This window comes from Arthrobacter sp. OAP107 (assembly GCF_040546765.1).
In the GTDB taxonomy this organism is placed as follows: domain Bacteria; phylum Actinomycetota; class Actinomycetes; order Actinomycetales; family Micrococcaceae; genus Arthrobacter.
In genome coordinates, this window is the sequence record NZ_JBEPOK010000001.1 from 4,729,050 (window position 1) to 4,753,139 (window position 24,090).

Genomic DNA, 24,090 nt, shown 5'->3' on the forward strand with positions numbered 1-24,090 from the left:
AAAGGGGTGCCGGGACGCTGCCCGACCATCCATCACCCCACGCTGCCCGTCAGCGCGCCCCACGGCGCAAGCACCCCCCACGGCGCGAGCACGTCACCCGGCGCGAACGCGTCATTTACCCGGCGCGAACGCGCGGCAGCACCGCGAAAGGCTTTGTCATGATTGCTTCAACAACCCGTGCCCTGGAGTCCCGGACCACGAAAGCTTCTGCACTGAAAACTTCTGCACTGAAGACCGTCAGCGTCGCAGCAGCGGCGGCCGGCCTTATGATCCTGGGCGTTGGTTCGGCATCCGCCCACGTCCACGTGGACCCGGCGTCCACCTCGGCGGGAGGCTTCTCGCAGCTGACCTTCCGGGTTCCCAACGAGTCCGAAACCGCCAAGACCACCAAGGTCACGGTCACGCTGCCCACGGCGACGCCGTTCACGTCCGTTTCGGTCAAGCCCATGGACGGCTGGACGGCGAAGATCACCGAGGCAGCCCTGCCCGCTCCCGTCACGGTGGAGGGGGCCAAGATCACCAAGGCCGCCGCCACGGTCACCTGGACTGCCGACCCGGCCCACCAGCTCGGGCAGCACGAGTACCAGACATTCTCCATTTCGGTGGGCCGCCTGCCCGACGCCGGGACTACCGTGGCGCTGCCGGCCGCGCAGACCTACTCCGACGGCACGGTGGTCAACTGGAACCAGCCCGAAACCGCCGGCGGGGCCGAGCCCGAGCACCCGGTTCCCTCCTTCGTCACCACCGTGGCGGCGGACGAGCACTCGCATGCCGCACCCGCGGCAGCTACCGCCGCAGACACGGCAGCTGCGGACACAGCATCTGCCGACACCTCGGCGGCGTCGTCAACCATCCCGGTCACGGCTGCTCCCGACACCACGTTCGGCATCGCGGGCCTCGGCGCGGGCCTGCTGGGCCTGGCCGCGGGGACTGCGGCCCTGGTGCGGACCAGGAAGCGTTAGCGTCAGGCCCTGGTGACCACGAGCGCCGCGCTGTGCCCGCCGAACCCGAAGGCATTGACGAGTCCCGCCGTCGCGGTGCTGCCGCTGACGGTACCGGTGATGACGTTGAGGTCCACCTCGGGATCAAGGGAAGCCACGTTGTAGGTGCCGGGCAGGTCTCCGGTGCGGAGTGCCTGCAGCGTGGCGATGGCGGCCAGGGCGCCCGCTCCGCCGAGCAGGTGACCGGTGAGGGACTTCGTGGACGTCACCGGCACCTGGTCACCCGCAATGGCCTTGATGGCCTTGGCCTCCAGCCGGTCTCCCACGGGCGTCGAGGTGGCGTGCGCGTGCACGAACCCTATGTCCGTGCCACGGAGGCCGGCGGAGGCCAGGGCCTTCTCCATGACCCGCACCTGCATGTCCGGGTCGGCCGCCACGATGTCGTTCGCGTCCGAGGTCACGGCCGCGCCCGCAATGCCGCCCAGCACTTCCGCGCCCCGGGCACGCGCGTGGTTCTCGCTTTCCAGCACCACGATCCCCGCTCCCTCGGACAGCACGAACCCGTCGCGGTCCCGGTCGAACGGCCGTGAAGCCCGCTCCGGCTCGTCATTGCGCGTCGAGAGCGCCCGGATCTGGGAAAAACCGGCGATGATCAGGTCGTTGATGCAGGCATCCACGCCGCCGGCGATCACGACGTCGGCCGCCCCGGACCTGATCATTTCGGCACCCTGGGCAATCGCCTCGGCCCCGGACGCACAGGCGCTGACAGGGGTGCGTGCCCCGCCCTTCGCGCCCAGGTCGATCGAAACCCAAGCGGACGGCCCGTTCACCATGAGCCGGGTCAGGGTGTGCGGGGAAACCTTGCGCGGGCCGCCGTTGTCCAGCTCCCTGACCTGGGCCAGCACGGTGTCCATGCCGCCGTACGCCGAGCCGATCACGACGGCGAGCCGCTCCGGTTCGACGGCGGGTTTCCCGGCCTGCTCCCACGCTTCGCGCGAGGCTACGAGCGCCAGCTGGCCGCAGCGGTCCATCCGCTTCAGCTCGCGGGTGCTGAGGAACGCGCCAAGGTCTGCTGTGACCCGCCCGGCGATGCGCACCGGCAGAGCCTCGGCCCAGCCGTCCTCCAGCGTCGCGATGCCCGTCCGGCCGGCAAGCATCGCCTCCCAGGTCTCGGCCACTGTGGCCCCGAGCGGGTTCATGGATCCCATGCCGGTCACGACGGCCCTGGCTGATCCTGAAACGCTGGCTGATCCTGTAACTGGCGGTGTTGCCGCAGACGGCTGGTTTGTGGACACGGCGATACCTTGCTTCGTTGGTTGGGAGACCGTTCGGGAGCTGCAGCCCCGCGTTGGTGCAGCTACTTTGCGGGGTTGTGCGTCCCGATAGGAACCAGCGTGAGGTCCGGATGGTTCTTCTCGATGCGGCGCAGGGCCCAGACGTCGTTGAAGAGGGCCAGGTATTCACCGTCGGACCGCAGCAGCACCTCGGCGCCCGGTACGTTGGCCAGCGCAGGCATGGCATCCGCCGTCGAGATCCTGGCCATGGAATACGGAAGGCGTTCCAGGCGCATGGGTGCGCTGAAGTCGTGCGCCATGCGGTCCTCCACCACTTCGAACTGCATGGGTCCGACGGCGGCAAGCACCGGCGCCTGGTCACCGCGGACGTCGGAACGCAGCACCTGGATGACGCCCTCGTGCTCGAGCTGCTCGATCCCGCGGCGGAACTGCTTGAAGCGGCTGGGGTCCTTGGAGCGGGCAACCTGGAAGTGTTCGGGGGCGAACAGCGGGATGGCCGGGAACTCCACGGCTTCCTCAAGGAACAGGCTGTCCCCGACGCGCAGCGAGGACGCGTTGACCAGGCCAACGACGTCGCCCGGGTACGCCTCGTCGATGACCTCGCGTTCGCGGCCGAAAACCTGCTGCGCGTACTTCGTGGCAAACGACTTGCCGGTCCGGGTCTGGGTGACCACCATGCCGCGCTCGAACACGCCGGAGCAGACACGGATGAATGCAACGTGGTCGCGGTGGGCCTTGTTCATGCCGGCCTGGACCTTGAAGACGAAGCCGGAGAACGGCGACTCGACGGGACGCGGGGTGCCCTCGATGTCCGGCCGGGGCGCGGCCGGCGGGGCGAAGTCCACCAGTGCATCCAGGAGTTCCTTGACGCCGAAGTTCAGCGCCGCGGAGCTGAACAGGATGGGCGTGGCCTTGCCGGCGTGGAAGCTTTCGACGTCGAAGGCGAGGTTGGACTCGATGACCAGGCCCGCTTCATCGACCGCGTCCGTCCAGTTGGCGCCCTGGCTTTCGGCGGCTTCTTCGGGGGTGAAGTATTCGGTGAGGGCGATGCTGGCGCCGGCGTTGTTCCGCTGGAAACGCGCGAACCTGTCATTGCGCAGGTCCCAGACGCCGCGGAAATCGCCGGAGATGCCCACGGCCCAGGTCAGCGGCATGGGCTGCAGCCCGGTGCGCTCGGTGATCTCGTCCATGAGGGCCAGCGCATCCAGGCCGGGGCGGTCCCACTTGTTGATGACCGTGATGATGGGGAGGTTCCGCTGCTTGCAGACCTCGAACAGCTTCATGGTCTGGGTCTCCAGGCCCTTGGCCGCGTCCACCAGCATCACGGCGCAGTCGACGGCGGCGAGCACCCGGTAGGTGTCCTCGGAGAAGTCGGCGTGGCCGGGGGTGTCCAGCAGGTTGATGACCGTGTCCCGGTAGGAGAACTGCAGGGCGGCCGAGCTGATGGAAATGCCGCGGTCCTTCTCCATCTGCATCCAGTCCGAGACTGTCTCCTTGCGGTTGGCCTTGCCGCTGGACGCGCCCGCGGTGCCGATCACCTTGGCATGCAGGGCCAGCGCCTCGGTGAGCGTGGACTTGCCGGCGTCGGGGTGGGAGATGACGGCGAACGTCCGGCGCCGCGAGGCCTGCTTATGGATCTCGTGCACTCGGGCGGGGCTCTGCACTTCTTGGGACACGGTGCTACTTTCACTGCGATCCGCGGGGGATCCATGTTGGAAAAGGTGGCGGCGGAACCTGCCGGCCAAGGCTTCAAGTTTATCGCAGCGGCGGAATCCGCACCGAAGGCGGCCCAAAAGTGCCCCTCAGCCGGCCGCCGTCGAACGCACTCCGAAAGCCTTTCCCGCAGGCCTCCGGTGGGGCACTTTAAGGCTTGCCCGTGCGGTTGCTGGGGTAATGTACCCCTAGGATGGTGCATGCGGGAAACCGAGTACTTTTGATCCTGCCGGCGGACCAGTCCAAACCGGCAAACCTGCAGGCCCCGCCTGCACCTTTGAAGGGAATATCTATGGCTCGCAGCCCTGAAGAATCGCTCAAGGCGACTTTGGGGAGGGTGGCCCCGGGGACCGCACTGCGGGACGGCCTGGAACGCATTCTCCGCGGACGCACCGGTGCGCTGATCGTGCTGGGCTCGGACCGGACCATCGACTCCATCTGTTCCGGCGGCTTCGACATCGGCATCGACTTCTCACCCACCCGGCTCCGTGAACTGGCCAAGATGGACGGCGCTATCATCTGCGACAGGGACGCCGGCAACATCCTCCGGGCGGCCGTGCAGCTCGTGCCGGACCCCAGCATCGAGACCCAGGAATCGGGCACCCGGCACCGCACCGCCGAACGCGTCGCCATCCAGACCGGCGTTCCCGTGATCTCGGTGAGCCAGTCCATGCAGATCATCGCCCTGTACGTCAACGGCCTGCGGCACGTGCTCGAGGGCTCCGAAAAGGTCCTGGCCCGCGCCAACCAGGCCCTGGCCACGCTGGAACGCTACCGTTCCCGCCTGGACCAGGTGACCAGCTCGCTCTCTGCCCTGGAGATCGAGGCGATGGTGACCGTCCGCGATGTGGCAGTGACCCTGCAGCGCCAGGAGATGGTGCGCCGGATCTCCGAGGAGATCTCGCAGTATGTCCTGGAACTGGGTGAAGACGGCCGGCTTCTGTCCCTCCAGTTGGACGAGCTCACCGTGGGCCGCGGCCCGGGCAGCGACATCATCATCCGCGACTACGCCGGCCCGAACGCGTCACCGGAGGAGATCGACGGTGCTGTGAGCGCACTCCTCAACCTCGGACCCACCGAGCTGATCGACCTCAGCAAGATCGCGGGGATCATCGGGTTCGCCGGCGGCGTGGACACCCTCGATGCCGTGGTGCAGCCGCGCGGCTACCGGCTCCTCTCCGGGCTCAAGGCCGTGCCGAAGGCCGTCGCGGACAGGCTGGTGGACCACTTCGGCGGCCTGCAGCACCTCATGGCCGCAACGATCGATGACCTGATGACCGTGGACGGCATCGGCGACCAGCGCGCCCGCACGGTCCGGGAGGGCCTCAGCCGGATGGCCGAAGCCAGCCTGCTGGACAGGTTCCTCTAAGCCCCGTCAGCTGAGCTGGAAGACCGTCGGCGGGCTGACCTTGGCACCAAGCTTTGCGATGAACACGTAATATCCGCCGCCAACCGCACCCTCGGCCACCTTCTCGCAGCCCTGCACGGAACGGTTGCGCGGCCACGGGAAGTTCGCGGTTTCGCTCTTGCCGGGCGCAATGGTTTTGACCAGGTCAGTGCTGTCCGCCTGGCAGTCGCCCGATGAGAAGACGCGGTCCGAGCCGCTGGTGACCAGGAAGTCCATCTGCGACGTGCCAATGTTCACCTTGCATGGAAGCTTTCCGCCGTTGCTGACCGTGAGGCTCAGCACCGGCTTTTCATCCGCGGCGTAGGACGTCTTGTTCGTCGTGGCCTTGACGGTCACCAGCTTCTGGTCGCACGTGGGCGACGCGGACGGGGTTGCCGACGGACTGGCCGACGGCGTTGCGCCGGGCTGGCCCGCCTCGGCGCCGTCCGTGGAAGCACCCTGGGCGGAGTCCTGGGCGGATGAGGCCTGCTGGGCGCCGCCGAGGAGGCTGGTAAGTGTTGCCACACCGCCGACGATAAGGCAGAGGACCAGCAGCAGCGCCACTCCGGCGAAGAGCCGGCGGCGGCGGTAGACCGCAGGGCTCGGCTTGCGCCCTCCCCGGGGTACCGATTTCCCGGGCGCTGTTCTCTGTCCCGCCGTTTTTGCTGACCCGTTCCGGCCCGCGCCGGAATTCGAAGTGTCTTGCCTGCCCATCCTCCTAGGCTAAGGAACACCCCGGATTCTGCCGCACCACCACGCCGCCCCCGCCCCACCATGTCCAATTCGTAACGTAAATTCGGGTGACAACTGTCAGCACACTTACTAAAATTGAATCCCGGTTACCACTTACCGGGCCGAGTTGGAGAGGACCTGCGATGGTAGATCACGTGTCTGGCGGTCACCTCGAACGCGTCCTTCTGCCGCTGACGTTTGGCAAACATCAGAGCCAGGGGACTGAGTTCACGGTGCTTGCGGTTGAGATCTGGGACACCGGAATCGTGGTGAACCTGCACCTCGCCTCCGTCAGTGAAGACGACCCGCAAACCCCCGAAATCGTCATCCATGACCACTTTGGCACAGAGTACAAGCTGGATGAGGTGGCCACCGTCGGCACCCGCCAGCTGCAGTTCTTTGCGCCATCCATACCGGAAGGAACGCGCAGCCTGACCATCCGCTCGGTGGATTCGAACAGTGCCAGCTTCGTGGTGGCCCTCGCTGTTCCGGCGGCCAACGGCCGCGGCGGCGAAACCCTGCATGGCCACGTCCGGCGGCTGCCGGGCCGGCGGGAGGGGCTGCCTCCCGTGGAGCAGGAGGCCAGCTGACGGTACCCGGCCGGGAACCGTCGCCGGGGTTTTCAACTAGAGTGTTGGCATCAAAACCACAACCGCTTATCCCGCCACGCCGGGCCCCGCCACGCCCAGGGCACCGGACACCCTCGCCACACCCGACCTGGCCGCCGCTGAGTGGGCCGGTGCCGACCTGGCCGGCGTCCACTCGACGCTGGACGGCTGGTTCGACGCCGAGGCCCGGGATTTGCCGTGGCGTGCGGCTGACCGCACACCCTGGGGCGTACTGGTCAGCGAGATCATGCTGCAGCAGACGCCCGTGGTGCGTGTGCTGCCGGTCTGGGAAGAGTGGATGCGCAGGTGGCCGGAGCCCGCAGCGCTGGCCCGGGAACCCTCAGGTGAAGCGGTCCGCGCCTGGGGCCGGCTGGGTTATCCGCGGCGCGCGCTCAGGCTTCATGGGGCCGCCGTCGCCATCGAACGCGACCACAACGGCCAGGTCCCGCCGGACTACGCCGAGCTGCTCGGCCTGCCGGGCGTGGGCAGCTACACTGCGGCCGCCGTCGCCGCCTTCGCTTTTGGGCGGCGCGAGACGGTGGTGGATACCAACATCCGGCGGGTCCACGCGCGGCTCTTTTCCGGTGCCGCCCTGCCCGCCCCCGCCCTGACGGCGGCAGAGATGCGGCTTGCCGCGGAACTGCTGCCGTCCGACGCCGGCACGTCCGTCCGCTGGAACGCCTCGGTCATGGAGCTCGGGGCGCTGGTGTGCACGGCGCGTTCTCCCAAGTGCGCGGCGTGCCCGGTACGCGACCGCTGCGCCTGGCTAGCGGCCGGCGAGCCGCCGCCGACGTACACGCCCAAGGGCCAGGCGTGGCACGGCACCGACCGCCAGGTCCGGGGCGGCGTGATGGCCGTCCTCCGGCTGGCCGACGCCCCGGTACCGGCGGAAATGTTCCAACAGGCCCCGGCCGACCTCGGATTCGAAGCCGCCGGCATCGGCGTTCCGCTGGCCGCACTGCACCGGCTGAACTGCGCGCCTGAGCAGCTGGAACGGGCCCTGACAGGCCTCCTGGCGGACGGCCTGGCCGAACTGCACGACGGTGGTTACCGGCTGCCCGCCTGATCTTCCGGGGACGGGTCCACGGCGTGGCTTTTGGTCTCAATTAGGCACCCACAGCCCGGACCTGGGTAACGATGAGGGCGCCAGTTTGCGCGCCGCCGGTTGCACCGCCGAAGCGCGGATCTACCCTGAAGACATGGGCAAGGCAGGGGTACTTTTGGCCACAATCACGACGACGGCACTCCTCTCGGGCTGCCATGCTTTCGAAGCGGTATGCCCGGCAGTCGGCCGGGTGTCCGGGGTCGCCGTCACTGTGGCGGCAGGTTACTCGCCCCAAGTTAAAACGCTGCACCTGAAGGCGTGCCAGGACGGCACGTGCGAGGAGGGCACCGTTCACCTCATGCCCGGCTCCGTCGCAGTTGACCAGGGCTGCACCGACGATGCGAGGCCCGACGGCGTGTGCTCCGCGACGGCCAAGCCGGACGGCACGCAGCGCGGGCTGCTTGAACTGGAAACCCTGGCCGAGTCCCCCATCGACGTCACCGCAAGCGGGCAGGACGCGAACGGCCGGCCGATGCCCACCCGCACGCTGCGTTTCGAGCCCAGGGCCAGCTACCCGTTTGGCGAGCAGTGCGGTCGGGTTGTCTCCGCCTCCGTGGTGCTGGATGCGGCAGGCCTCAGACAGGACAGGTAGCCGGGCTGAGCCCAACCTGGCCTGAACCCTCGCGGGCCTGCGCCCTCAGGGTTCGCCGAAGCCGTTGTTGACCAGGTCCGCCACGTAGGCCACGGCGCGCTCGGCGTCGGGGCCGTACGCTTCCACGTGCAGCACGGCTCCCTTGCCGGCCGCCAGCGTCATCAGGCCCGTCATGGAGGCGCCGTCCACTCCGTTCACTGTCACCTCGGCATCCAGCGCGGACAGGCCGCCGGCTATTTTGGCAGCCGGCCGGGCATGCATTCCGGCGAGGTTGACGAGCTCGAAATCGCCACTTGCGTCCGGGGTGGCCGGAGCCGCCGGCTCGCCCGCCGCCGGCGCGTAGTCAGCCCGGCCTCCGCCTTGGATGCCTTCGGCCCGGCCGCCTGCGCCGAGGTGGTCTTCGGTTTTGGGACGGGACGCGGGGTAGCCATGCGTGGCCTCGGCGGCGCGCCGGACCGCATGAACGCTGGCACCACCCTGGGCAGCCACGGCTGCCGCCACAAGGCCCTCCACAATCGGGGCGTCGGCGAGAAGCACCGGAGTACTGCCATCGCTGAACTCCATGGCCGACTCCGCCGTCATCACGGCAGACCCAAGATCGGTCAGCACCACCACGCCGTCGCCCCCGGCAGCGGCTTCCAGCGCCGCCAACACCTTTTCCATGCTGGTGCCGATCCGGCCGTCAGACGTCCCGCCGGCCGGGACCATCATCACATCCGGCGCCATCTGGGCCGCGAGTTCCACGGCGCCGTCGGCAATCTTGTCACTGTGCGAAACCACCACGATCCGCACGGTCATGCGGCGGCTCCTGCGGCGGCGCGGAGAATGAGGGCACTCGAGGCCGCGCCGGGGTCCCGGTGGCCTGCGCTTCGCTCGCCGAGGTAGCTGGCCCTGCCCTTGCGCGCCACCAGCGGGTCCGTCGCCACGGCGCCGGCCTCGGCAGCCTCCGCCGCGGCGATGAGCACCGCCAGCGTGTCGCCGTCGGCCGCGGCTGCTGCGGCTGCGTCAACGGCGGGGGTCCAGGCATCCACCATCGTTTTGTCGCCCGCCTCGGCCTTGCCCCGGGCCACGATGCCGTCCCGCGCCGCCGTCAGGGCGGCGGCGAGCGCCGCGGCGTCCACGTTCGCGGCATCCCCCAGGGTGGTTGCGGCCCGCAGGAATGCCGTGCCGTAGAGCGGCCCGGCCGCACCGCCCACCTTGGACATCAGAGCCATGGCCGTCAGCTTGAGCGCTGCACCGGGGGTTTCGGGAGGACTTTCGGCGAGCTTGTCGAGCACCGCCTGGAAGCCGCGGTCCATGTTTTCGCCGTGGTCAGAGTCGCCGATGGCCCTGTCCAGCTCGATGAGTTCCACCCTGTGCTCCGCCATCGCCTGCGCTGACAGCGTCAGCCACTTGACGGCCCAGGTCACGTCCAGCCCCACCGCTACACGCCCCACCGCAGGGCCGGGGTGTGCACGGGCGCGTCCCAGAGTGCGGTCATCTCGTCGTCAAGCCGGAGCACAGAGATGGAACAGCCCTGCATCTCGAGGGACGTGATGTAGTTCCCCACCAGGGACCGCTCCACCGTGAGGCCCTGTTCCGCGAGGATCTGGGCGGCCCGGCGGTAGACGATGTAGAGCTCGCTCAGCGGCGTTCCGCCCATGCCGTTGACGAACAGGAGCACCTTCTCCCCCGACGCGGTTCCGAGGTCGCTGAGAATCGGTTCCAGCAGGCGGCCGGTGATGCCGTCGGCGTTTTCCATGGCGATCTTGTGCCGGCCCGGCTCCCCGTGGATGCCGATGCCGATTTCGATCTCGTTGTCCTCGAGGTCAAAGCTCGGGGAGCCGGCATGCGGCACCGTGCAGGCCGTGAGGGCGACGCCCATGGTCCGCACGTTCTGGTTGACGCGGTCGCCGATGGCCGCCACGGCGTCGAGGCCGTCGCCGCGCTCTGCCGCTGCGCCGGCGATCTTTTCCACCAGGACGGTGCCGCCCACTCCCCTGCGTCCTGCCGTGTACAGCGAATCCTCCACCGCGACGTCGTCGTTGACGAGCACGGTGCGGACTTCCACGCCCTCGGCCTGGGCCATCTCGGCTGCCGTCTCGAAGTTCAGCACATCGCCGGTGTAGTTCTTGACGATATGGACCACCCCGGCGCCCGAGTTCACGGCGAGCGTTGCCGGAATGATCTGGTCGGGGGTTGGTGAGGTGAAGACGGCGCCGGGCACGGCGGCGTCGAGCATGCCACGCCCCACAAAGCCGGCGTGGAGCGGTTCGTGCCCGCTGCCGCCGCCGGAAACCAGGCCGACCTTGCCGGCAACGGGGGCATCCTTACGGGTGACGTACTTGGGGTCGGGGCTGACGGTCACAAGGTCTGCGTGGGCAAGACCGAATCCTTCCACGGATTCATCCACAACAGCGCGGGGATCATTGATGAGCTTTTTCACGGCCGGCTCCTGGGCTCTCGGTGCTTCATTGACATCGGTCAGGATGTGCTTTGACCCTACTACCGGCACCGGCTGCGCGGTAGCTCGGAAACGGCGGAAGGGACAGCCCCCAATGCTGTCCCTTCCGGCCCCCCACAGTTTATCCAGCAAATTTATAAAATAGAAGGGAGTATCACGCCGCAACTTTGAGCGGATCTTGATCAGTTCCCGCGGCAAAACCGGGCAGGCACTGGGCGCGTACGGACTGACCCCGCCCGACCGCCCGGTACTGGGCTCAGCAGTTCGGCCTGGGCTACGGCGTCATCGCCCTGAGTTCCTACCTGCTGCTGATTCTCCTGACGGTGCTCGCGCTGGACACGTGGATCTGGTTCCCCTTCTGGCTGGGGCTGGGCGCGCTCTTCTCCTTCGAGCGGATGGTCACCGTCTGGCACGGAGGCTGGCAGGCCCGCCTGCTCGCCCTGACAGTCGCCCCGGAACTGGTGGTTCGACATGTTCCTCAACGTGGTCTACGTGAAGGGCATCATCGACATGTCGGTGGGCCGGGAGGCCAGCTGGAAGCACCTGGCAAAGGCGGGCTGAGCATGATCGCAGCAGCTGTACGCGCAGGGGTGGCGGCCTTTGTGGCGGTGAACACGGTGATGTATGCCGCACTGGCCGTGGCCAAGGTCCTGCCGAAGGTGCAGCCGCCGGACGTGAGGCGCGGCCAGCGGTCCGAACCCCGCGGCTCCACCCGGCCGGCTCTAGAGAGCCTTGATCATCCTCGTGTTGCCGAGCGTGTTGGGCTTCACCCGTGCAAGGTCCAGGAACTCGGCCACGCCTTCGTCATGCGAGCGCAGCAGCTCGGAGTACACCTGCGGGTCCAGCGCCGACTGGTCAGCCATTACCTCGAAGCCGTGCCGCTTGAAGAAGTCCACCTCGAACGTAAGGCAGAACACCCGCGAGACGCCCAGAGCCTCAGCCTGCTTCAGGAGGCTCTCCACCAGGACGTGCCCCACGCCCTTGCCGCGCCAGGCGTCCGAGGCCGCCAGGGTGCGCACCTCGGCAAGGTCCTCCCACATGACGTGCAGGGCGCCGCAGCCGATGACCTCGCCGGCGGCCGACTCGGCGATCAGGAACTCCTGCAGGCTCTCGTAATAGGACACCGTCTCCTTGGCCATCAGTATTCGCTCTTCCGCCAGGGGCGCCACCAGTTTCTTGATGGCAGCCACATCGCTGGTCCGGGCAGGGCGAACAGTGAAGGAGTCAGTCACAGCCCCCATCTTACGGTGACAGCCAGGGTGACCTCCGGCCCGGAGGTCACAGGCCGAGGTCGGCGGGAAGCGGGACGTCCTTGCCCAGGACGTTCCTGGCCAGGAAGTGTTCAACCACGCCGTACCAGACCTTGGCGTGCTGCGGCTGCAGGATCCAGTGGTTCTCGTCCGGGTAGAAGAGGAACCGGTGGCTCGTCTGCCCGTTGCCGTCGGAGGCGAGCTGGGACTTGGAGAGCAGCTCGTACCAGAGCCGCAGGCCTTCCCCGATGGGCACCCGGTAGTCCTTGTCGCCATGGATCACCAGCATGGGCGTCCGGATCTTCTCGACATGCAGGTGCGGGGAGTTCTCCAGCGCCATTTCCGCCGTCATTTCCTTGAGCCAGTACTGCGACGCGTCGGTGGTGGGCCCGAACTGGTCCAGCGCCCACAGGCTGGCGTGGGTCACGATTGCCTTGAACCGGTCCGTCTGCCCGGCCACCCAGTTGGCCATGTAGCCGCCGAAGGAGCCGCCCATCGCGGCCGTGCGGCTTTCGTCGATGTCCGGCCGCTGCACCACCGCATCCGTGATGGCCATCAGATCCGTGAACGGCGCCTTGCCCCAGCCGCCCCAGCCCCGCTGGATGTGGTCCTGGCCATAGCCCGTGGACAGGGCGGGGTCCGGCAGCAGGACGGCGTATCCCCGCGCTGTGAGCAGCCACGGGTTCCAGCGCCAGGTCCAGGCATTCCAGGACCCCAACGGTCCGCCGTGGATCCACAGCAGCAGCGGTGCGGGGTTCCCGGCGGAGGCCCCCGCGGGCAGGGCCAGGTAGGCGGGGATGCGGGAACCGTCGGCGGCCGTCGTCTCCACCCGCTCCAGCGAGCCCTCGGTTTGCGGCCGCTCCGCCGGGGACGGCAGCCGCGTCACGTCCCCGCTGGCCAGGTCAATCCGGACAGGCTCGGTGGGGAACTCGTACGAGCTCCGCAGCGCATACGCGCTGCGCCCGTCGGGGGAAAACAACGACGTCGGTATAGGCCGCCGCGTCCGGCGTCACCCGGGTGACACTCCCCCGGGCGGCACCAGCCGCAACGCTGACACTGAAAACCGGCGACGCGCCGTCGTCGTCCGCCGTGACCAGGAGGGCTGAGCCGTCCGGGAGCCACGCCTCCGGGTGGGGCCAGCGGTCCCAGCCGTGAGCCAGCGGCTCCAGGTCCTCCCGGCCGGCTTCGCTGGACACGTCGAGAAGGTGCAGCTTGACCTGCGGTGCCTGCTGGGGCGTCGTTTCGCTTTCACTGACCACGGCGAGCGTGCCGCCGTCCGGGCTGACCGGTCCCGGGAAGTAGTTCATCCCCTCCTCATCGAGGAGGATTCTCATGGTGCCCGTGGAAACGTCGACGGCGGCCAGGACAGAGCGCAGGTCCGCCCTCGGCAGCGGCTTGGCCAGGCTCGTGTAGAGGGTCTTGCCGTCCGGGCTGACCACCGAGACGGCCTCGCGGAGGCGGGACCCTGCCTGCGGGGTGAGGTTGCGCAGCGTGAGGGGGGCGGTGCTGTCCACCGTGGCGGGCTTGCCGGGCTCCTGCACGGGCTCCGCCTCCACCGCGAAGAGCCGCGGCTGGGCCGGCCCAAGGTCCGCGTCCCAGTAGCGCACCGGATACTCGCTGTGCAGGATCGCCGCCACTTTGTTGTCCTTGCGGCTCTTGCGGCGTTCGGCGTCGTTCTCTTCGTCGCTGGAGCCGGCAAGTACGGACGCGGTGACGAAGGCCGCATTTACGTCCCTGGCCGCCATGACCTTGTCCACACCGCCCGCCCGCGACAGCACCACGCGGGCCTCGCCGCCGTCTGCGGGAAGCGCCCAGAGCGCACTGACAGGATCGCCGTCGGCCTCCTTGTCCGGATCCGGCCGGGCGGACGTGAAGTAAATGTCGCCGTTGGCAGCAAACGCGGCGCCGGCCTCGCCCTTGGCACTGCGGGTGATCCTGCGGGCCTGCTTCAGGCCTGCCGGGTCCAGCTCCCACAGCGCCGTTCCGTATTCGGTGCCCTTGCTGTTGAGCGTGGCGACGGTGGTCACCAGCCGCCGGCCGTCGGGGCTGAGGGCCAGGCCACTTACCCGCGGGATCGCCAGATAGTGGTCGAGGTCGTGGAAGGGGGTCGCCGGTTGGTCAGGCAGGATCGCTGCATCTTCAGTTGACATGTGCTGATTCAACACCTCCTGTGCGCTGGATCACAGGAGGTTCACTATTAGTGAAACAGTACTTTCAGACCTGCCCGGCTGCCGGCACAACGCAGGAGGCCCCGCCTGCTCCCCTTCGGGGGCGGGCGGGGCCTCTTGGCACTGGAGCGGGGCTAGGAGTCCGGCACTCAGAGCCGGGCGGCTGGCCTTAGGCGCTCGGGGCGATTTCCGGGATGCGCGGCTTGGCGTTGCCGGCGAAGGTGAACTTCGCGTCGTCGCCTTCGCCGTCCACATCCACCACCACGATGTCGCCGGGGTGCAGCTCGCCGAAGAGGATCTTCTCGGAGAGCTGGTCCTCGATCTCGCGCTGGATGGTGCGGCGCAGCGGCCGGGCACCCATGGCGGGGTCGTAGCCGCGGGTGGCCAGGAGCACCTTGGCTGCCTTGGTCAGCTCGATGCCCATGTCCTTGTCCTTGAGGCGCTTCTCCAGGCGGGTGACGAACATGTCCACGATCTCGATGATCTCGTCCTGCGTCAGCTGCGGGAACACCACGACGTCGTCAACGCGGTTGAGGAACTCGGGGCGGAAGTGCTGCTTGAGCTCCTCCGTGACCCGGGCGCGCATCCGGTTGTAGCCGGTCTGGGTGTCCGTGCCGGACTGGAAGCCGGTGGCCACGCTCTTGGAGATGTCCCGGGTGCCGAGGTTCGTGGTCATGATGATCACGGTGTTCTTGAAGTCCACCACGCGGCCCTGGGAGTCGGTCAGCCGGCCGTCTTCCAGGATCTGCAGCAGCGAGTTGAAGAGGTCCGCGTGGGCCTTTTCAACTTCGTCGAACAGGACCACGGAGAACGGACGGCGGCGGACCTTCTCGGTCAGCTGCCCGCCCTCTTCGTAGCCGACGTAGCCCGGAGGGGCACCGAAGAGACGCGACACCGTGTGCTTCTCGGAGTACTCGGACATGTCCAGCGTGATGAGGGCGTCCTCTTCACCGAACAGGAACTCCGCGAGGGCCTTGGCGAGCTCGGTCTTGCCGACGCCGGTGGGGCCGGCGAAGATGAACGAACCGCCCGGACGCTTCGGGTCCTTCAGGCCTGCACGGGTGCGGCGGATGGCCTGGGACAGGGACCTGATGGCCTCGTCCTGGCCGACGACGCGCTTGTGCAGCTCGTCTTCCATCTTCAGCAGGCGCGAGGATTCTTCCTCGGTCAGCTTGAAGACCGGAATGCCCGTGGAGTTCGCGAGGACTTCGGCGATCAGGTCCTCGTCCACCTCGGAGATGTCGTCCATGCCGCCGGTCTTCCAGTGGCGTTCCTTCTCGGAGCGCTCCGTGATGAGCTTCTGCTCCTTGTCGCGCAGCGCGGCAGCACCCTCGAAGTCCTGCGCGTCAATCGCGGACTCCTTCTCCATCTTAAGTTCGGAGATGCGCTCGTCCATCTCCTTGAGCTCCGGCGGAGCGGTCATGCGGCGGATGCGGAGCCGGGCACCGGCTTCGTCGATGAGGTCGATCGCCTTGTCCGGCAGGAACCGGTCCGAGATGTAGCGTTCGGAGAGGTTCGCCGCCGAGGCGAGGGCGCCGTCGGTGATGGTGACGCGGTGGTGCGCCTCGTAGCGGTCCCGCAGGCCCTTGAGGATCTCGATCGCGTGGGCAACCGACGGCTCCTTGACCTGGATGGGCTGGAAGCGGCGCTCGAGGGCGGCGTCCTTCTCGATGTGCTTGCGGTACTCGTCCAGCGTGGTGGCACCGATGGTCTGCAGCTCGCCGCGCGCCAGCATGGGCTTCAGGATCGAGGCTGCGTCGATGGCGCCTTCGGCGGCACCGGCACCCACGAGAGTGTGGATCTCGTCGATGAAGAGGATGATGTCGCCGCGGGTGCGGATTTCCTTGAGCACCTTCTTCAGGCGCTCTTCGAAGTCACCGCGGTAGCGGGAACCGGCCACCAGGGAGCCAAGGTCCAGCGTGTAGAGCTGCTTGTCCTTGATGGTTTCCGGCACGTCGCCGCGCACGATCGCCTGGGCAAGGCCCTCGACGACGGCGGTCTTGCCGACGCCGGGCTCGCCGATCAGCACGGGGTTGTTCTTGGTGCGGCGGGAAAGGACCTGCATGACGCGTTCCATTTCCTGCTCGCGTCCGATCACAGGGTCCAGCTTGTTCTCGCGGGCCGCCTGCGTCAGGTTCCGGCCGAACTGGTCCAGCACAACGGAGCCTGCGGGGGTGCCCTCTGCCTGGCTCTGGCCGACGCCGGCGCCGGTGGTTTCCTTACCCTGGTAGCCGGAGAGCAGCTGGATGACCTGCTGGCGGACCCGGTTGAGGTCGGCACCAAGCTTCACCAGTACCTGCGCTGCCACACCCTCACCCTCGCGGATGAGTCCCAGCAGGATGTGCTCCGTGCCGATGTAGTTGTGGCCGAGCTGCAGGGCTTCGCGCAGCGAAAGCTCCAGCACCTTCTTTGCACGCGGCGTGAAGGGGATGTGGCCGGAGGGCGCCTGCTGGCCCTGGCCGATGATCTCCTGCACCTGCTCGCGGACGCCGTCGAGCGAAATGCTCAAGGACTCAAGAGCTTTGGCAGCAACGCCCTCACCCTCGTGGATCAGACCCAAGAGGATGTGTTCGGTACCAATGTAATTGTGGTTCAGCATGCGTGCCTCTTCTTGGGCAAGCACAACTACGCGACGGGCACGGTCCGTAAATCGCTCAAACATTTCGCCACACTCCTAGCTACGACGTACTTTGATGCTACGTGGGGGAACCCTGACTTGGGGAGCTTGTTCGCCACAGGGGAAACCGGGGGGGGCTTGCACACGTGCGCGCAGCTGCCGTAGCGGTGTTGCCGGCGCAATGCCGAAGAAGGCTTTGAATAGCATCCCGATGCCAACCGGCGGGGAATTAGCCCCCTACTGGACGGGGTGTCGGAAATCACCCCGGCATGGAATGTTCCATGGGCCGCGGATAGCCCAGAGAATCGATTACTCCCCGGCCGGCAGTCCTGAATAACGGCGGTTCTGTTTAATGCGGACGGCAACCGCCGGTTAAAAGCGCAGCGCCCCCGTCAGCCGGGGGCGCCGCACATATGCTCAGACCGTTTAGTGCCCTAACGGATTGTCAGGGCGCCGAGCTAGGAATTGGCCTTTTGGTAGGCTTCCTGGATTTCTGCCTGAATACGGCCGCGTGCGTTTACGGTGTAACCGTGGTCCCGCGCCCACTGGCGTATCTGGGCAGAGTCCTGGCTGCGTCCACCCGGTGCCTTGGCACGGGTAGGGCGGCCGCCGGAGGTCTTACGGCCGGCTGAAACAAAGCGTTCCAGTGACGACCGCAGTTCTGAAGCATTGGCCGAGGACAGGTCAATTTCATAACCGACGCCATCCAGGCCGAAGCGAACGGTTTCGTCCGCGGATCCCCCATCCAGATCGTCCACCAGGACGATATTGACTTTCTGTGCCATCAAAAATCTCTCTTTTGGAAAGGACGTGTAATCAGAAAAGCAGGATGTTTCCACCTGAAGTATCTCCCCCAATAAGGCAACGCGTCAAAACACGCAAGAGTTCCTTGGGGATAACCGGGGATTTTAAAAGTGGCCTGTTATTTGTCTGATTTACTCGGCGGCTCGGGGAAATCGTCCCCGGCCGCCTGCGCATCGGCTTCGGCCTGGGCGCGCGCTTCGGCCTGGCGTTCTGCCTTGTCCGCGTTAAAGATCGACTTCATGGCAAACCAAAAGAGCAGCCCAACCACCAGCGACGGCAGCAGTACGGCGACATAGTCCATCATCAGTGGCCTTCGGGCTTGAGGAGGGGGAAAAGAATGGTTTCGCGGATGCCCGCGCCGGTAAAGAGCATGACCAGGCGGTCGATGCCCAGTCCGATGCCGCCCATGGGAGGTGCACCATACTCCAGCGCGCGGAGGAAGTCCTCGTCCAGCTGCATGGCCTCGACGTCGCCGGCAGCGGCGTGCATGGACTGCTCGGTGAGGCGTTCGCGCTGGATGACCGGGTCAATGAGCTCGGAGAAGGCGGTGCCGCGTTCCATGCCGCCGATGATCAGGTCCCAGGCCTCGATCAGGCGGCCGTCCTCGCGGTGCGGGCGGGCCAGCGGCTGGGCGGACGGCGGGTAGTCGTAGACAAACGTGGGGTTCAACAGGGTCGGTTCCACGATTTCGCCGAAAAGTTCCACAGTCAGCTTCTCGGCGTCCCACTTGGGGTCGACCTTGACGTCGTGCTTCTCAGCCACGGCACGCAGCTCCTCGAGCGTGGTATCCGGGGTGATCTCCTGGCCCACCGCCTCGGAAAGGCCGGGGTAAACAGCAACCCAGGCCCAATCGCCGTCGAGGTTGATCTCCCCGGCCTCGGTCTGCAGCGTGCGTCCGGCCCCCACGGCGTCCGCGGCGTCCAGGATGATCTCCTTGATGCGCTCGGCCATGACGAACTGGTCCGCCCAGGCCTCGTAGCACTCAAGCGTGGTGAACTCCGGGCTGTGGGTGGAGTCCACGCCCTCGTTGCGGAAGACGCGGCCCATGTCGTAAACGCGGTCGATGCCGCCCACCACGGCACGCTTGAGGTACAGCTCTGTGGCGATGCGCAGGGTCATCTTCTGGTCAAACGCGTTCATGTGGGTTTCGAACGGCCGGGCCAGGGCTCCGCCATGGACCAGCTGCAGGATGGGCGTTTCCACCTCGACGTACGTGTGGCGGAACAGGGTCTCGCGGATGGAGCGGGTGATGGCGGCACGGGTGTAAACCATCTCGCGGGCCTCGTCGCGGACCATCAGGTCCACGTAGCGCTGGCGGACGCGGGTTTCCTCGTTGAGCTCGGCGTGCAGCACGGGCAGCGGGCGGAGCGCCTTGGACGCCATGGACCAGGACTCGGCCATGACGGACAGTTCCCCGCGGCGGGAGGAGATGACTTCGCCCCTGATGAAGACATGGTCGCCCAGGTCAACCAGGGCCTTCCAGTCGGCGAGGGCCTCTTCGCCCACGTTCGCCAGGCTGAGCATGGCCTGCAGCCGGGTGCCCTTGCCGTCGGTGCCGCCTTCCTGCAGCGTGGCGAAGCACAGCTTGCCGGTGTTCCGGACAAACACCACGCGCCCGGTGACCCCCACGACGTCGCCGGTGGTCTCGTCGGCCTGCAGGTGGGCGTACTTTTCGCGGATTTCGCTGAGCGAGTGCGTGCGCTCAACACCCACCGGGTACGCCTCCTGCCCGCGTTCGATCAGCTTGGCGCGCTTCTCCATGCGGATGCGCATCTGTTCGCTGGCGTCGAGCGGTTCTGGGGCGTTCTTGGGGGCGGGGGTGTTTTGGGAAGTCACAGTCATCAAGTTTACCGGGTTTGCCGGGACTTCCCGCCTTGGATTCCAGCTCCCCCCACACTGGAGTTTTTGTCCGGATATTCGGACTTCCGGGGGCATTTGGAGCCATTATCTGGACAAAAACTCCGGAGGGGTGGGGCATAGACTCGGGCTGTGGAGACGTGGACAGTTGAAACGGACGACGACGGCAGCCGGCTTGAGGTGCACTCCTTCCGGCCCGCCCACAGCACCTCCGCGACAGGTGACCCGGCCCAGGTCACGGCGCCCGGCGTCGTCGTAATTCACGGGACGCTGGTGACCGACGCGCTGTACCGGCCGTTCGCCCGCAACCTCAGCCTCCTGCTGAGCCGGCCGGTGCATTGCTACAACCGCCGCGGCCGCGCCGGGTCCGCACCGCAGCCGGACGACTATTCGGTGGCGACGGAGATCCGGGACCTGGCCGCCGTGATGAGGGCGACGGGCTCGGAGGACGTGGTGGCGCACAGCTTCGGCGGCTTCGTGGCTCTCCAGGCAGCGCGCGACATGCCGCTGCGCAGGCTCGTCACGTACGACGCGGCGGTGTCCCTTTCCGGCAACCTGAACCACCGCTGGCGGCCGGAGCTGGAGCAGGCCGTGACGGAAGGGCAGCTCAACCACGCCTGGGCGCATCTGGTGCAGGGGCTGGCCACGGCCGGTCCCCTGTCCTACCTGCCCCTTGGCGCGCTGCGGATGCTGAGCATCATGTCGGCCCGGACCAATGTCGGCGCGGAAATGCGGGAGTTGCTCCCGACGGCCGTCAAGGAGATGCGGGCAGTGCTCGACGCCGACGCGGAGCTAGCGGATTTCAAGGAACTGACCACCCCCACGCTGATGCTCAGCGGCGGCTGGAGTCCGGGATACTTTGCCGACACCGGGCGGCAGCTGGCATCGGCCGTTCCGGCGATCGATTTCGCCGTGGTTCCGGGCCAGCTGCACGAGGGTCCGATCCGGCCGGGCAAGCGCCTGGCCCTCCGGATAGCGCGCTTCCTCAACGGCACCGACGGAAGCGTCCGGCCACTGAGCCGCAAGCGCGGGCGCAAGTAGGTTCTGGCTGTCAGCACGGGCCGCCCTCCGATAGGCTCGGACCATGACTCGCGAGATCATCAGCACACCCGACGGCGGCAAGCTCGAGCTGTTCAGCACGGGCGAGGAACTGGCCTCGGCCGGCTCCGGCGTGGTTGTGGTCACGGCCTCCATGGTGACGGCGGCGGACTACACCCGCTTCGCGCAAAAACTCAGCGCCTCCCTCGGCCGGCCGGTGCACACGTTCAACCGCCGCGGCCGCGGCGCGTCCTCCGAACAGGCCGGGGACTACACCCTGGACGTCGATATCCGCGACCTCGATACCGTCATGAAACACACGGACAGCACCGACGTCTTCGGCCACAGCTTCGGCGGTGCCGTGGCCATCCACGCGGCCCGGACCCTCCCGGTGGAGCGCCTGGCCGTGTACGACCCCGCCGTCTCCGTCAACCACAGCGTCACGGCGGACTGGACCACCGAATACGAACGGGCGACGGCGGCCGGTGACGACGACCGCGCCCTCGCCGTCCTGCTCCGCGGGCTTGAGGCCGAGAGCGCCTTCTCCTCCCGCATGCCACTGTCCATGATGACCCTCGCCAACAAGCTCACGGCGGGAACGACGGTGGGCAAGCAGATGCGCGAAATGATGCGAACCGGCGTCCGGGAGATCAAGGCGATCATCGCCGCGGACATGCCGGCCGAGCCGTTCCTTGCCCTGCCGCTGGAGACGCTCATCATCGTCGGCGAGAAGAGTCCGGCCTACTTCGGCGTGGCCTGCGGCCAGATCCACGACGTCCTCTCCGGCTCCAGTTACACCATCCTGCCGGGCTTCGGGCACGACGGCGTCAACCGCGCCCCGGACCGGCTCATCACCGAGCTCAGCGAGTTCTTCGCCGGCTAAACCCACAAAGCAACGCGGGGTCACTTCGCGCCCAATTAACCCTCCGGATTGGGCGCGAAATGACCCCGCGTTGCTCTTTAATGCGGCGCTTAGTGGGCGGCGGGCGCCCCTTCGGTGCCGGCAGTCTTCCGCATCATGGTGGAGAGGACGACGGCGGCAACGGCTATGACGGTTGCCGTCAGGAACGCGGCGTTCATGCCCGCGACGAGGCCGGAGCCTGCGGACACGAACGCGAAGATGGACACGAGCAGCGCCGTGCCGGCCGCCCCGGCCACCTGCTGCAGGGTGCTCATGATGGCCGAACCGTGCGAGTACAGATGCGGCGGCAGCGGGTTCAGCCCTGTGGTGAACGCCGGGGTGAAGAGCAGCGCCAGCCCGAAGCTGAGCCCGACGTGCAGGGCGACGATCCACCAGACCGGAGTGCCGGCGTCGAGCATTGAAAACTGCCAGAGCGTCAGGACCATGAGCGAGGATCCGGTGACCGTGAGGGGCAGCGGCCCGACTTTGTCGAACAGGCGGCCGATCACCGGACCGAGCAGGCCCATGGCGAGGCCGCCGGGCAGCAGGGCCAGGCCGGTCTCGAGGGACTGCAGGCCGCGGATTTCCTGCAGGTACAGCGGCAGCAGGATCACGGCGCCGAACAGGGCCACCATGGACACCACCATCAGCAGCACCGAAACCGTGAACATCCGGAAGTTGAAGGCCCGCAGGTCCAGCAGCGGAGACTCGGACTTCTGCAGCCGGAGCTGGCGGAACGTGAACGCGGCGAGGCCGGCCACGCCAACGACGAGCGCAACCACGGCCAGTGTGCTCGGCCCGCTGCTGCCGCCATGGCCGCCGCCGATCTGGCTGAGGCCGTAGACCAGGCCGCCGAAGGCGGGGACAGTCAGCACCACGGAAAGGAAGTCGAGCCTGGACTTCTCGGTCTCGCCGACGTTGGTCAGGAACCTGGCACCGATGGCCAGCGCCGCCAGCGCGATGGGCAGGACGAAGATGAACATGAAGCGCCAGGAGAAGTGCTGCAGGATGAACCCGGAGACGGTGGGTCCCATGGCCGGGGCCACGGAGATGGCGATGCTGACGTTGCCCATCACGGCGCCGCGGCGGGCCAGAGGCACCAGCGTGAGGATGGTGGTCATCAGCAGTGGCAGCATGATGGCGGTGCCGCCGGCCTGGATGATCCGTGCCAGCAGGAGGATCTCAAAGCCGGGCGACGCCGCGGCGAGCGCCGTGCCGCCGGCGAACAGGCCCATCGCCAGGAGGAATGATGCGCGCGTGGAAAGCCGCTGCAGGATGAACCCGGTGGTGGGAATCACCACGGCCATGGTCAGCATGAACCCGGTGGAGAGCCACTGGACGGTGGGGGCATCCACGCGCAGGTCCACTATGAGCCGCTGCAGGGCGACGTTCATGATGGTTTCGTTCAGGATGACGACGAAGGTGGCCACCAGCAGCGTGACGATCACCGTCACGGACTCGCGGGACATCCTGTCCGACGCCGGTGCTGCCGCCGGCGATGACGGGGCCGCCGCTACAACCGGAGCCGCCGGGTCCTGGCCAGGTTCGCCAGAGGAATTGGACGTGACTTTGGTAGACATGGCGAGGCCTTCAGGGTGTTGGAGTGGTGGCTGGCGGTCAGCGCCGGTGCAGACTCCAACAGTGTAGTGGCCCTGCCCATTCCCCGCACAGGGGATTTATTCGTCAGGAGCTGAGCGGTACGTTGTCGATCAGCCGCACGGCGCCCACCTTCGCTGCAACCAGGGCCAGCCCCTCACCGCGGAAAGGTGTCTCGTGGCAGTTCTCCGCGAGCGGCTCCAGCGTGACGGGATCCACGACGTCGAGGTAGTCGAGCTGGACCAGGGGCTGGGACTCGATCAGGGCCCTGGCGGACCCGACATCGAGGGCCTCGTTCGCGTTGGCCCGCTCCTCAATGAAGTGCAGCGCGCGGGACAGGACCAGGGCGGCCTCGCGCTCCTCGTCCGACAGGAAGCGGTTCCGGCTGGACAGTGCCAGTCCGTCGGCGGCGCGGGCGGTTGGCACGGCAACGATCTCCACGGGGAAGTTCAGGTCGGCCACCATCCGGCGGACCAGGGCCAGCTGCTGGGCGTCCTTCTGTCCGAAGTAGGCGCGGTAGGCCGGCAGCCCGCCGCCGGAGCCGGCCACGAAGGCGCTGCCGCCGGGAAGGCCGGTGCCCGGAATGCCCAGGTGCAGCAGTTTGGCCACCACGGTGAGCGCGCCGTCGAAGTGCCCGGGCCGGGACGCGCCCTCCCACTTCTCCCCCAGCAGACCGGACGTGATCCTGACCATCGGCTGCCCGCCCGGGTACATCTCCTCGACCGAGGGCGCGAACACCAGGTCCACGCCCTGCTCCTCGAGCAGCGCCATGTCAGCTTCGAGGGTCCGCGGGTAGCGGTCCAGGTCCTGCGCCTCGCCGAACTGCAGCGGGTTCACAAAGATGGAGGCCACCACCACGTCGTTCTGTTCGACGGCGGCGCGCGCCAGCCGCCCGTGGCCTGCATGCAGGGCGCCCATGGTGGGCACGAGCCCTAGGGAGGAGCCGTTCTTCTGCGTCAGCAGCAGCCGGCTTTGCGCCCGGAGGGAGTCCGCCGTCGTTACGAGTCGGATTGCCATGTCAGTGTCCTCCCTTGGCCCTGCGG

Annotated in this window: 20 protein-coding genes and 1 pseudogene; 7 read left to right on the plus strand and 14 right to left on the minus strand. The window is 67.6% G+C overall.

Features of this window, described 5'->3' with window-relative positions; all coding sequences use genetic code 11:
* The first annotated feature begins 158 nt into the window (after positions 1-158).
* Positions 159-962 (plus strand): YcnI family copper-binding membrane protein, encoded by an 804-nt coding sequence (locus ABIE00_RS21735; RefSeq protein ID WP_354262711.1) that lies wholly within the window; start codon positions 159-161, stop codon positions 960-962.
* A 2-nt stretch (positions 963-964) separates the two neighbouring features.
* Here the strand turns inward: ABIE00_RS21735 and ABIE00_RS21740 are convergent, their stop codons facing one another.
* Positions 965-2,158: a beta-ketoacyl-[acyl-carrier-protein] synthase family protein gene (locus ABIE00_RS21740; protein WP_354263480.1), complete on the minus strand. Its 1,194-nt coding sequence runs from the start codon at positions 2,156-2,158 to the stop codon at positions 965-967.
* Positions 2,159-2,298: 140 nt separating this feature from the next.
* Positions 2,299-3,912, minus strand: coding sequence for a peptide chain release factor 3 (locus ABIE00_RS21745; protein ID WP_354262712.1), 1,614 nt, complete (start codon positions 3,910-3,912; stop codon positions 2,299-2,301).
* A gap of 329 nt (positions 3,913-4,241) precedes the next feature.
* Between ABIE00_RS21745 and disA the strand changes: the two genes are divergently transcribed.
* Entirely contained in the window at positions 4,242-5,318 is a 1,077-nt protein-coding gene (disA, locus tag ABIE00_RS21750; protein ID WP_331572493.1) for a DNA integrity scanning diadenylate cyclase DisA, read from the plus strand.
* Between the two features lie 6 nt (positions 5,319-5,324).
* Here disA and ABIE00_RS21755 read toward each other — a convergent pair whose 3' ends face one another.
* Positions 5,325-6,050 carry a hypothetical protein gene (locus tag ABIE00_RS21755; RefSeq protein WP_354262713.1) on the minus strand — a complete coding sequence of 242 codons (726 nt, stop codon included), beginning with the start codon at positions 6,048-6,050 and terminating at the stop codon, positions 5,325-5,327.
* A 173-nt stretch (positions 6,051-6,223) separates the two neighbouring features.
* Between ABIE00_RS21755 and ABIE00_RS21760 the strand changes: the two genes are divergently transcribed.
* From ABIE00_RS21760 to ABIE00_RS21770, 3 genes are all read left to right on the plus strand, one after another.
* Positions 6,224-6,658: a hypothetical protein gene (locus tag ABIE00_RS21760; RefSeq protein WP_354262714.1), complete on the plus strand. Its 435-nt coding sequence runs from the start codon at positions 6,224-6,226 to the stop codon at positions 6,656-6,658.
* Between the two features lie 211 nt (positions 6,659-6,869).
* Positions 6,870-7,742, plus strand: coding sequence for an iron-sulfur binding domain-containing protein (locus ABIE00_RS21765; protein WP_502914255.1), 873 nt, complete (start codon positions 6,870-6,872; stop codon positions 7,740-7,742).
* Between the two features lie 133 nt (positions 7,743-7,875).
* A complete protein-coding gene (locus tag ABIE00_RS21770) occupies positions 7,876-8,373 on the plus strand; it encodes a hypothetical protein (protein WP_354262715.1) in 498 nt (165 codons plus the stop codon).
* A 45-nt stretch (positions 8,374-8,418) separates the two neighbouring features.
* Here the strand turns inward: ABIE00_RS21770 and dhaM are convergent, their stop codons facing one another.
* The 9 genes and pseudogenes from dhaM to lysS form a co-directional block, all read right to left on the minus strand.
* Entirely contained in the window at positions 8,419-9,171 is a 753-nt protein-coding gene (dhaM, locus tag ABIE00_RS21775) for a dihydroxyacetone kinase phosphoryl donor subunit DhaM (RefSeq protein ID WP_354262716.1), read from the minus strand.
* The gene (dhaL, locus tag ABIE00_RS21780; RefSeq protein ID WP_331572482.1) at positions 9,168-9,794 is read right to left on the minus strand and encodes a dihydroxyacetone kinase subunit DhaL; all 627 of its coding nucleotides are present in this window, start codon (positions 9,792-9,794) and stop codon (positions 9,168-9,170) included. The genes dhaM and dhaL overlap by 4 nt, the downstream gene beginning before the upstream one ends.
* Before the next feature lie 2 nt (positions 9,795-9,796).
* Positions 9,797-10,798: a dihydroxyacetone kinase subunit DhaK gene (gene dhaK / locus ABIE00_RS21785; RefSeq protein WP_354262717.1), complete on the minus strand. Its 1,002-nt coding sequence runs from the start codon at positions 10,796-10,798 to the stop codon at positions 9,797-9,799.
* A 740-nt stretch (positions 10,799-11,538) separates the two neighbouring features.
* Positions 11,539-12,048 carry an amino-acid N-acetyltransferase gene (locus ABIE00_RS21790; protein WP_354262718.1) on the minus strand — a complete coding sequence of 170 codons (510 nt, stop codon included), beginning with the start codon at positions 12,046-12,048 and terminating at the stop codon, positions 11,539-11,541.
* 46 nt (positions 12,049-12,094) lie between these two features.
* Positions 12,095-14,216, minus strand: a pseudogene (locus ABIE00_RS21795) (S9 family peptidase).
* 187 nt (positions 14,217-14,403) lie between these two features.
* On the minus strand, positions 14,404-16,896 hold the full coding sequence (locus tag ABIE00_RS21800; protein ID WP_354262719.1) for an ATP-dependent Clp protease ATP-binding subunit: 2,493 nt from the start codon (positions 16,894-16,896) through the stop codon (positions 14,404-14,406).
* Between the two features lie 413 nt (positions 16,897-17,309).
* Positions 17,310-17,636 carry a histone-like nucleoid-structuring protein Lsr2 gene (locus tag ABIE00_RS21805; protein WP_307099115.1) on the minus strand — a complete coding sequence of 109 codons (327 nt, stop codon included), beginning with the start codon at positions 17,634-17,636 and terminating at the stop codon, positions 17,310-17,312.
* A gap of 137 nt (positions 17,637-17,773) precedes the next feature.
* Entirely contained in the window at positions 17,774-17,956 is a 183-nt protein-coding gene (locus ABIE00_RS21810; RefSeq protein WP_354263483.1) for a hypothetical protein, read from the minus strand.
* Positions 17,957-17,958: 2 nt separating this feature from the next.
* Positions 17,959-19,497, minus strand: coding sequence for a lysine--tRNA ligase (gene lysS / locus ABIE00_RS21815; RefSeq protein WP_354262720.1), 1,539 nt, complete (start codon positions 19,495-19,497; stop codon positions 17,959-17,961).
* 147 nt (positions 19,498-19,644) lie between these two features.
* Between lysS and ABIE00_RS21820 the strand changes: the two genes are divergently transcribed.
* Both ABIE00_RS21820 and ABIE00_RS21825 read left to right on the plus strand, forming a co-directional pair.
* On the plus strand, positions 19,645-20,553 hold the full coding sequence (locus ABIE00_RS21820; protein WP_354262721.1) for an alpha/beta fold hydrolase: 909 nt from the start codon (positions 19,645-19,647) through the stop codon (positions 20,551-20,553).
* A 43-nt stretch (positions 20,554-20,596) separates the two neighbouring features.
* A complete protein-coding gene (locus ABIE00_RS21825; protein ID WP_354262722.1) occupies positions 20,597-21,433 on the plus strand; it encodes an alpha/beta fold hydrolase in 837 nt (278 codons plus the stop codon).
* 89 nt (positions 21,434-21,522) lie between these two features.
* On the opposite strand, the gene ABIE00_RS21830 is transcribed toward ABIE00_RS21825, so the two are convergent.
* Complete coding sequence (locus ABIE00_RS21830) at positions 21,523-23,031, minus strand: MDR family MFS transporter (protein ID WP_354262723.1); 1,509 nt, start codon at positions 23,029-23,031, stop codon at positions 21,523-21,525.
* A 103-nt stretch (positions 23,032-23,134) separates the two neighbouring features.
* A complete protein-coding gene (locus ABIE00_RS21835) occupies positions 23,135-24,064 on the minus strand; it encodes a 4-phosphopantoate--beta-alanine ligase (protein WP_354262724.1) in 930 nt (309 codons plus the stop codon).
* Between the last annotated feature and the right edge of the window lie 26 nt (positions 24,065-24,090).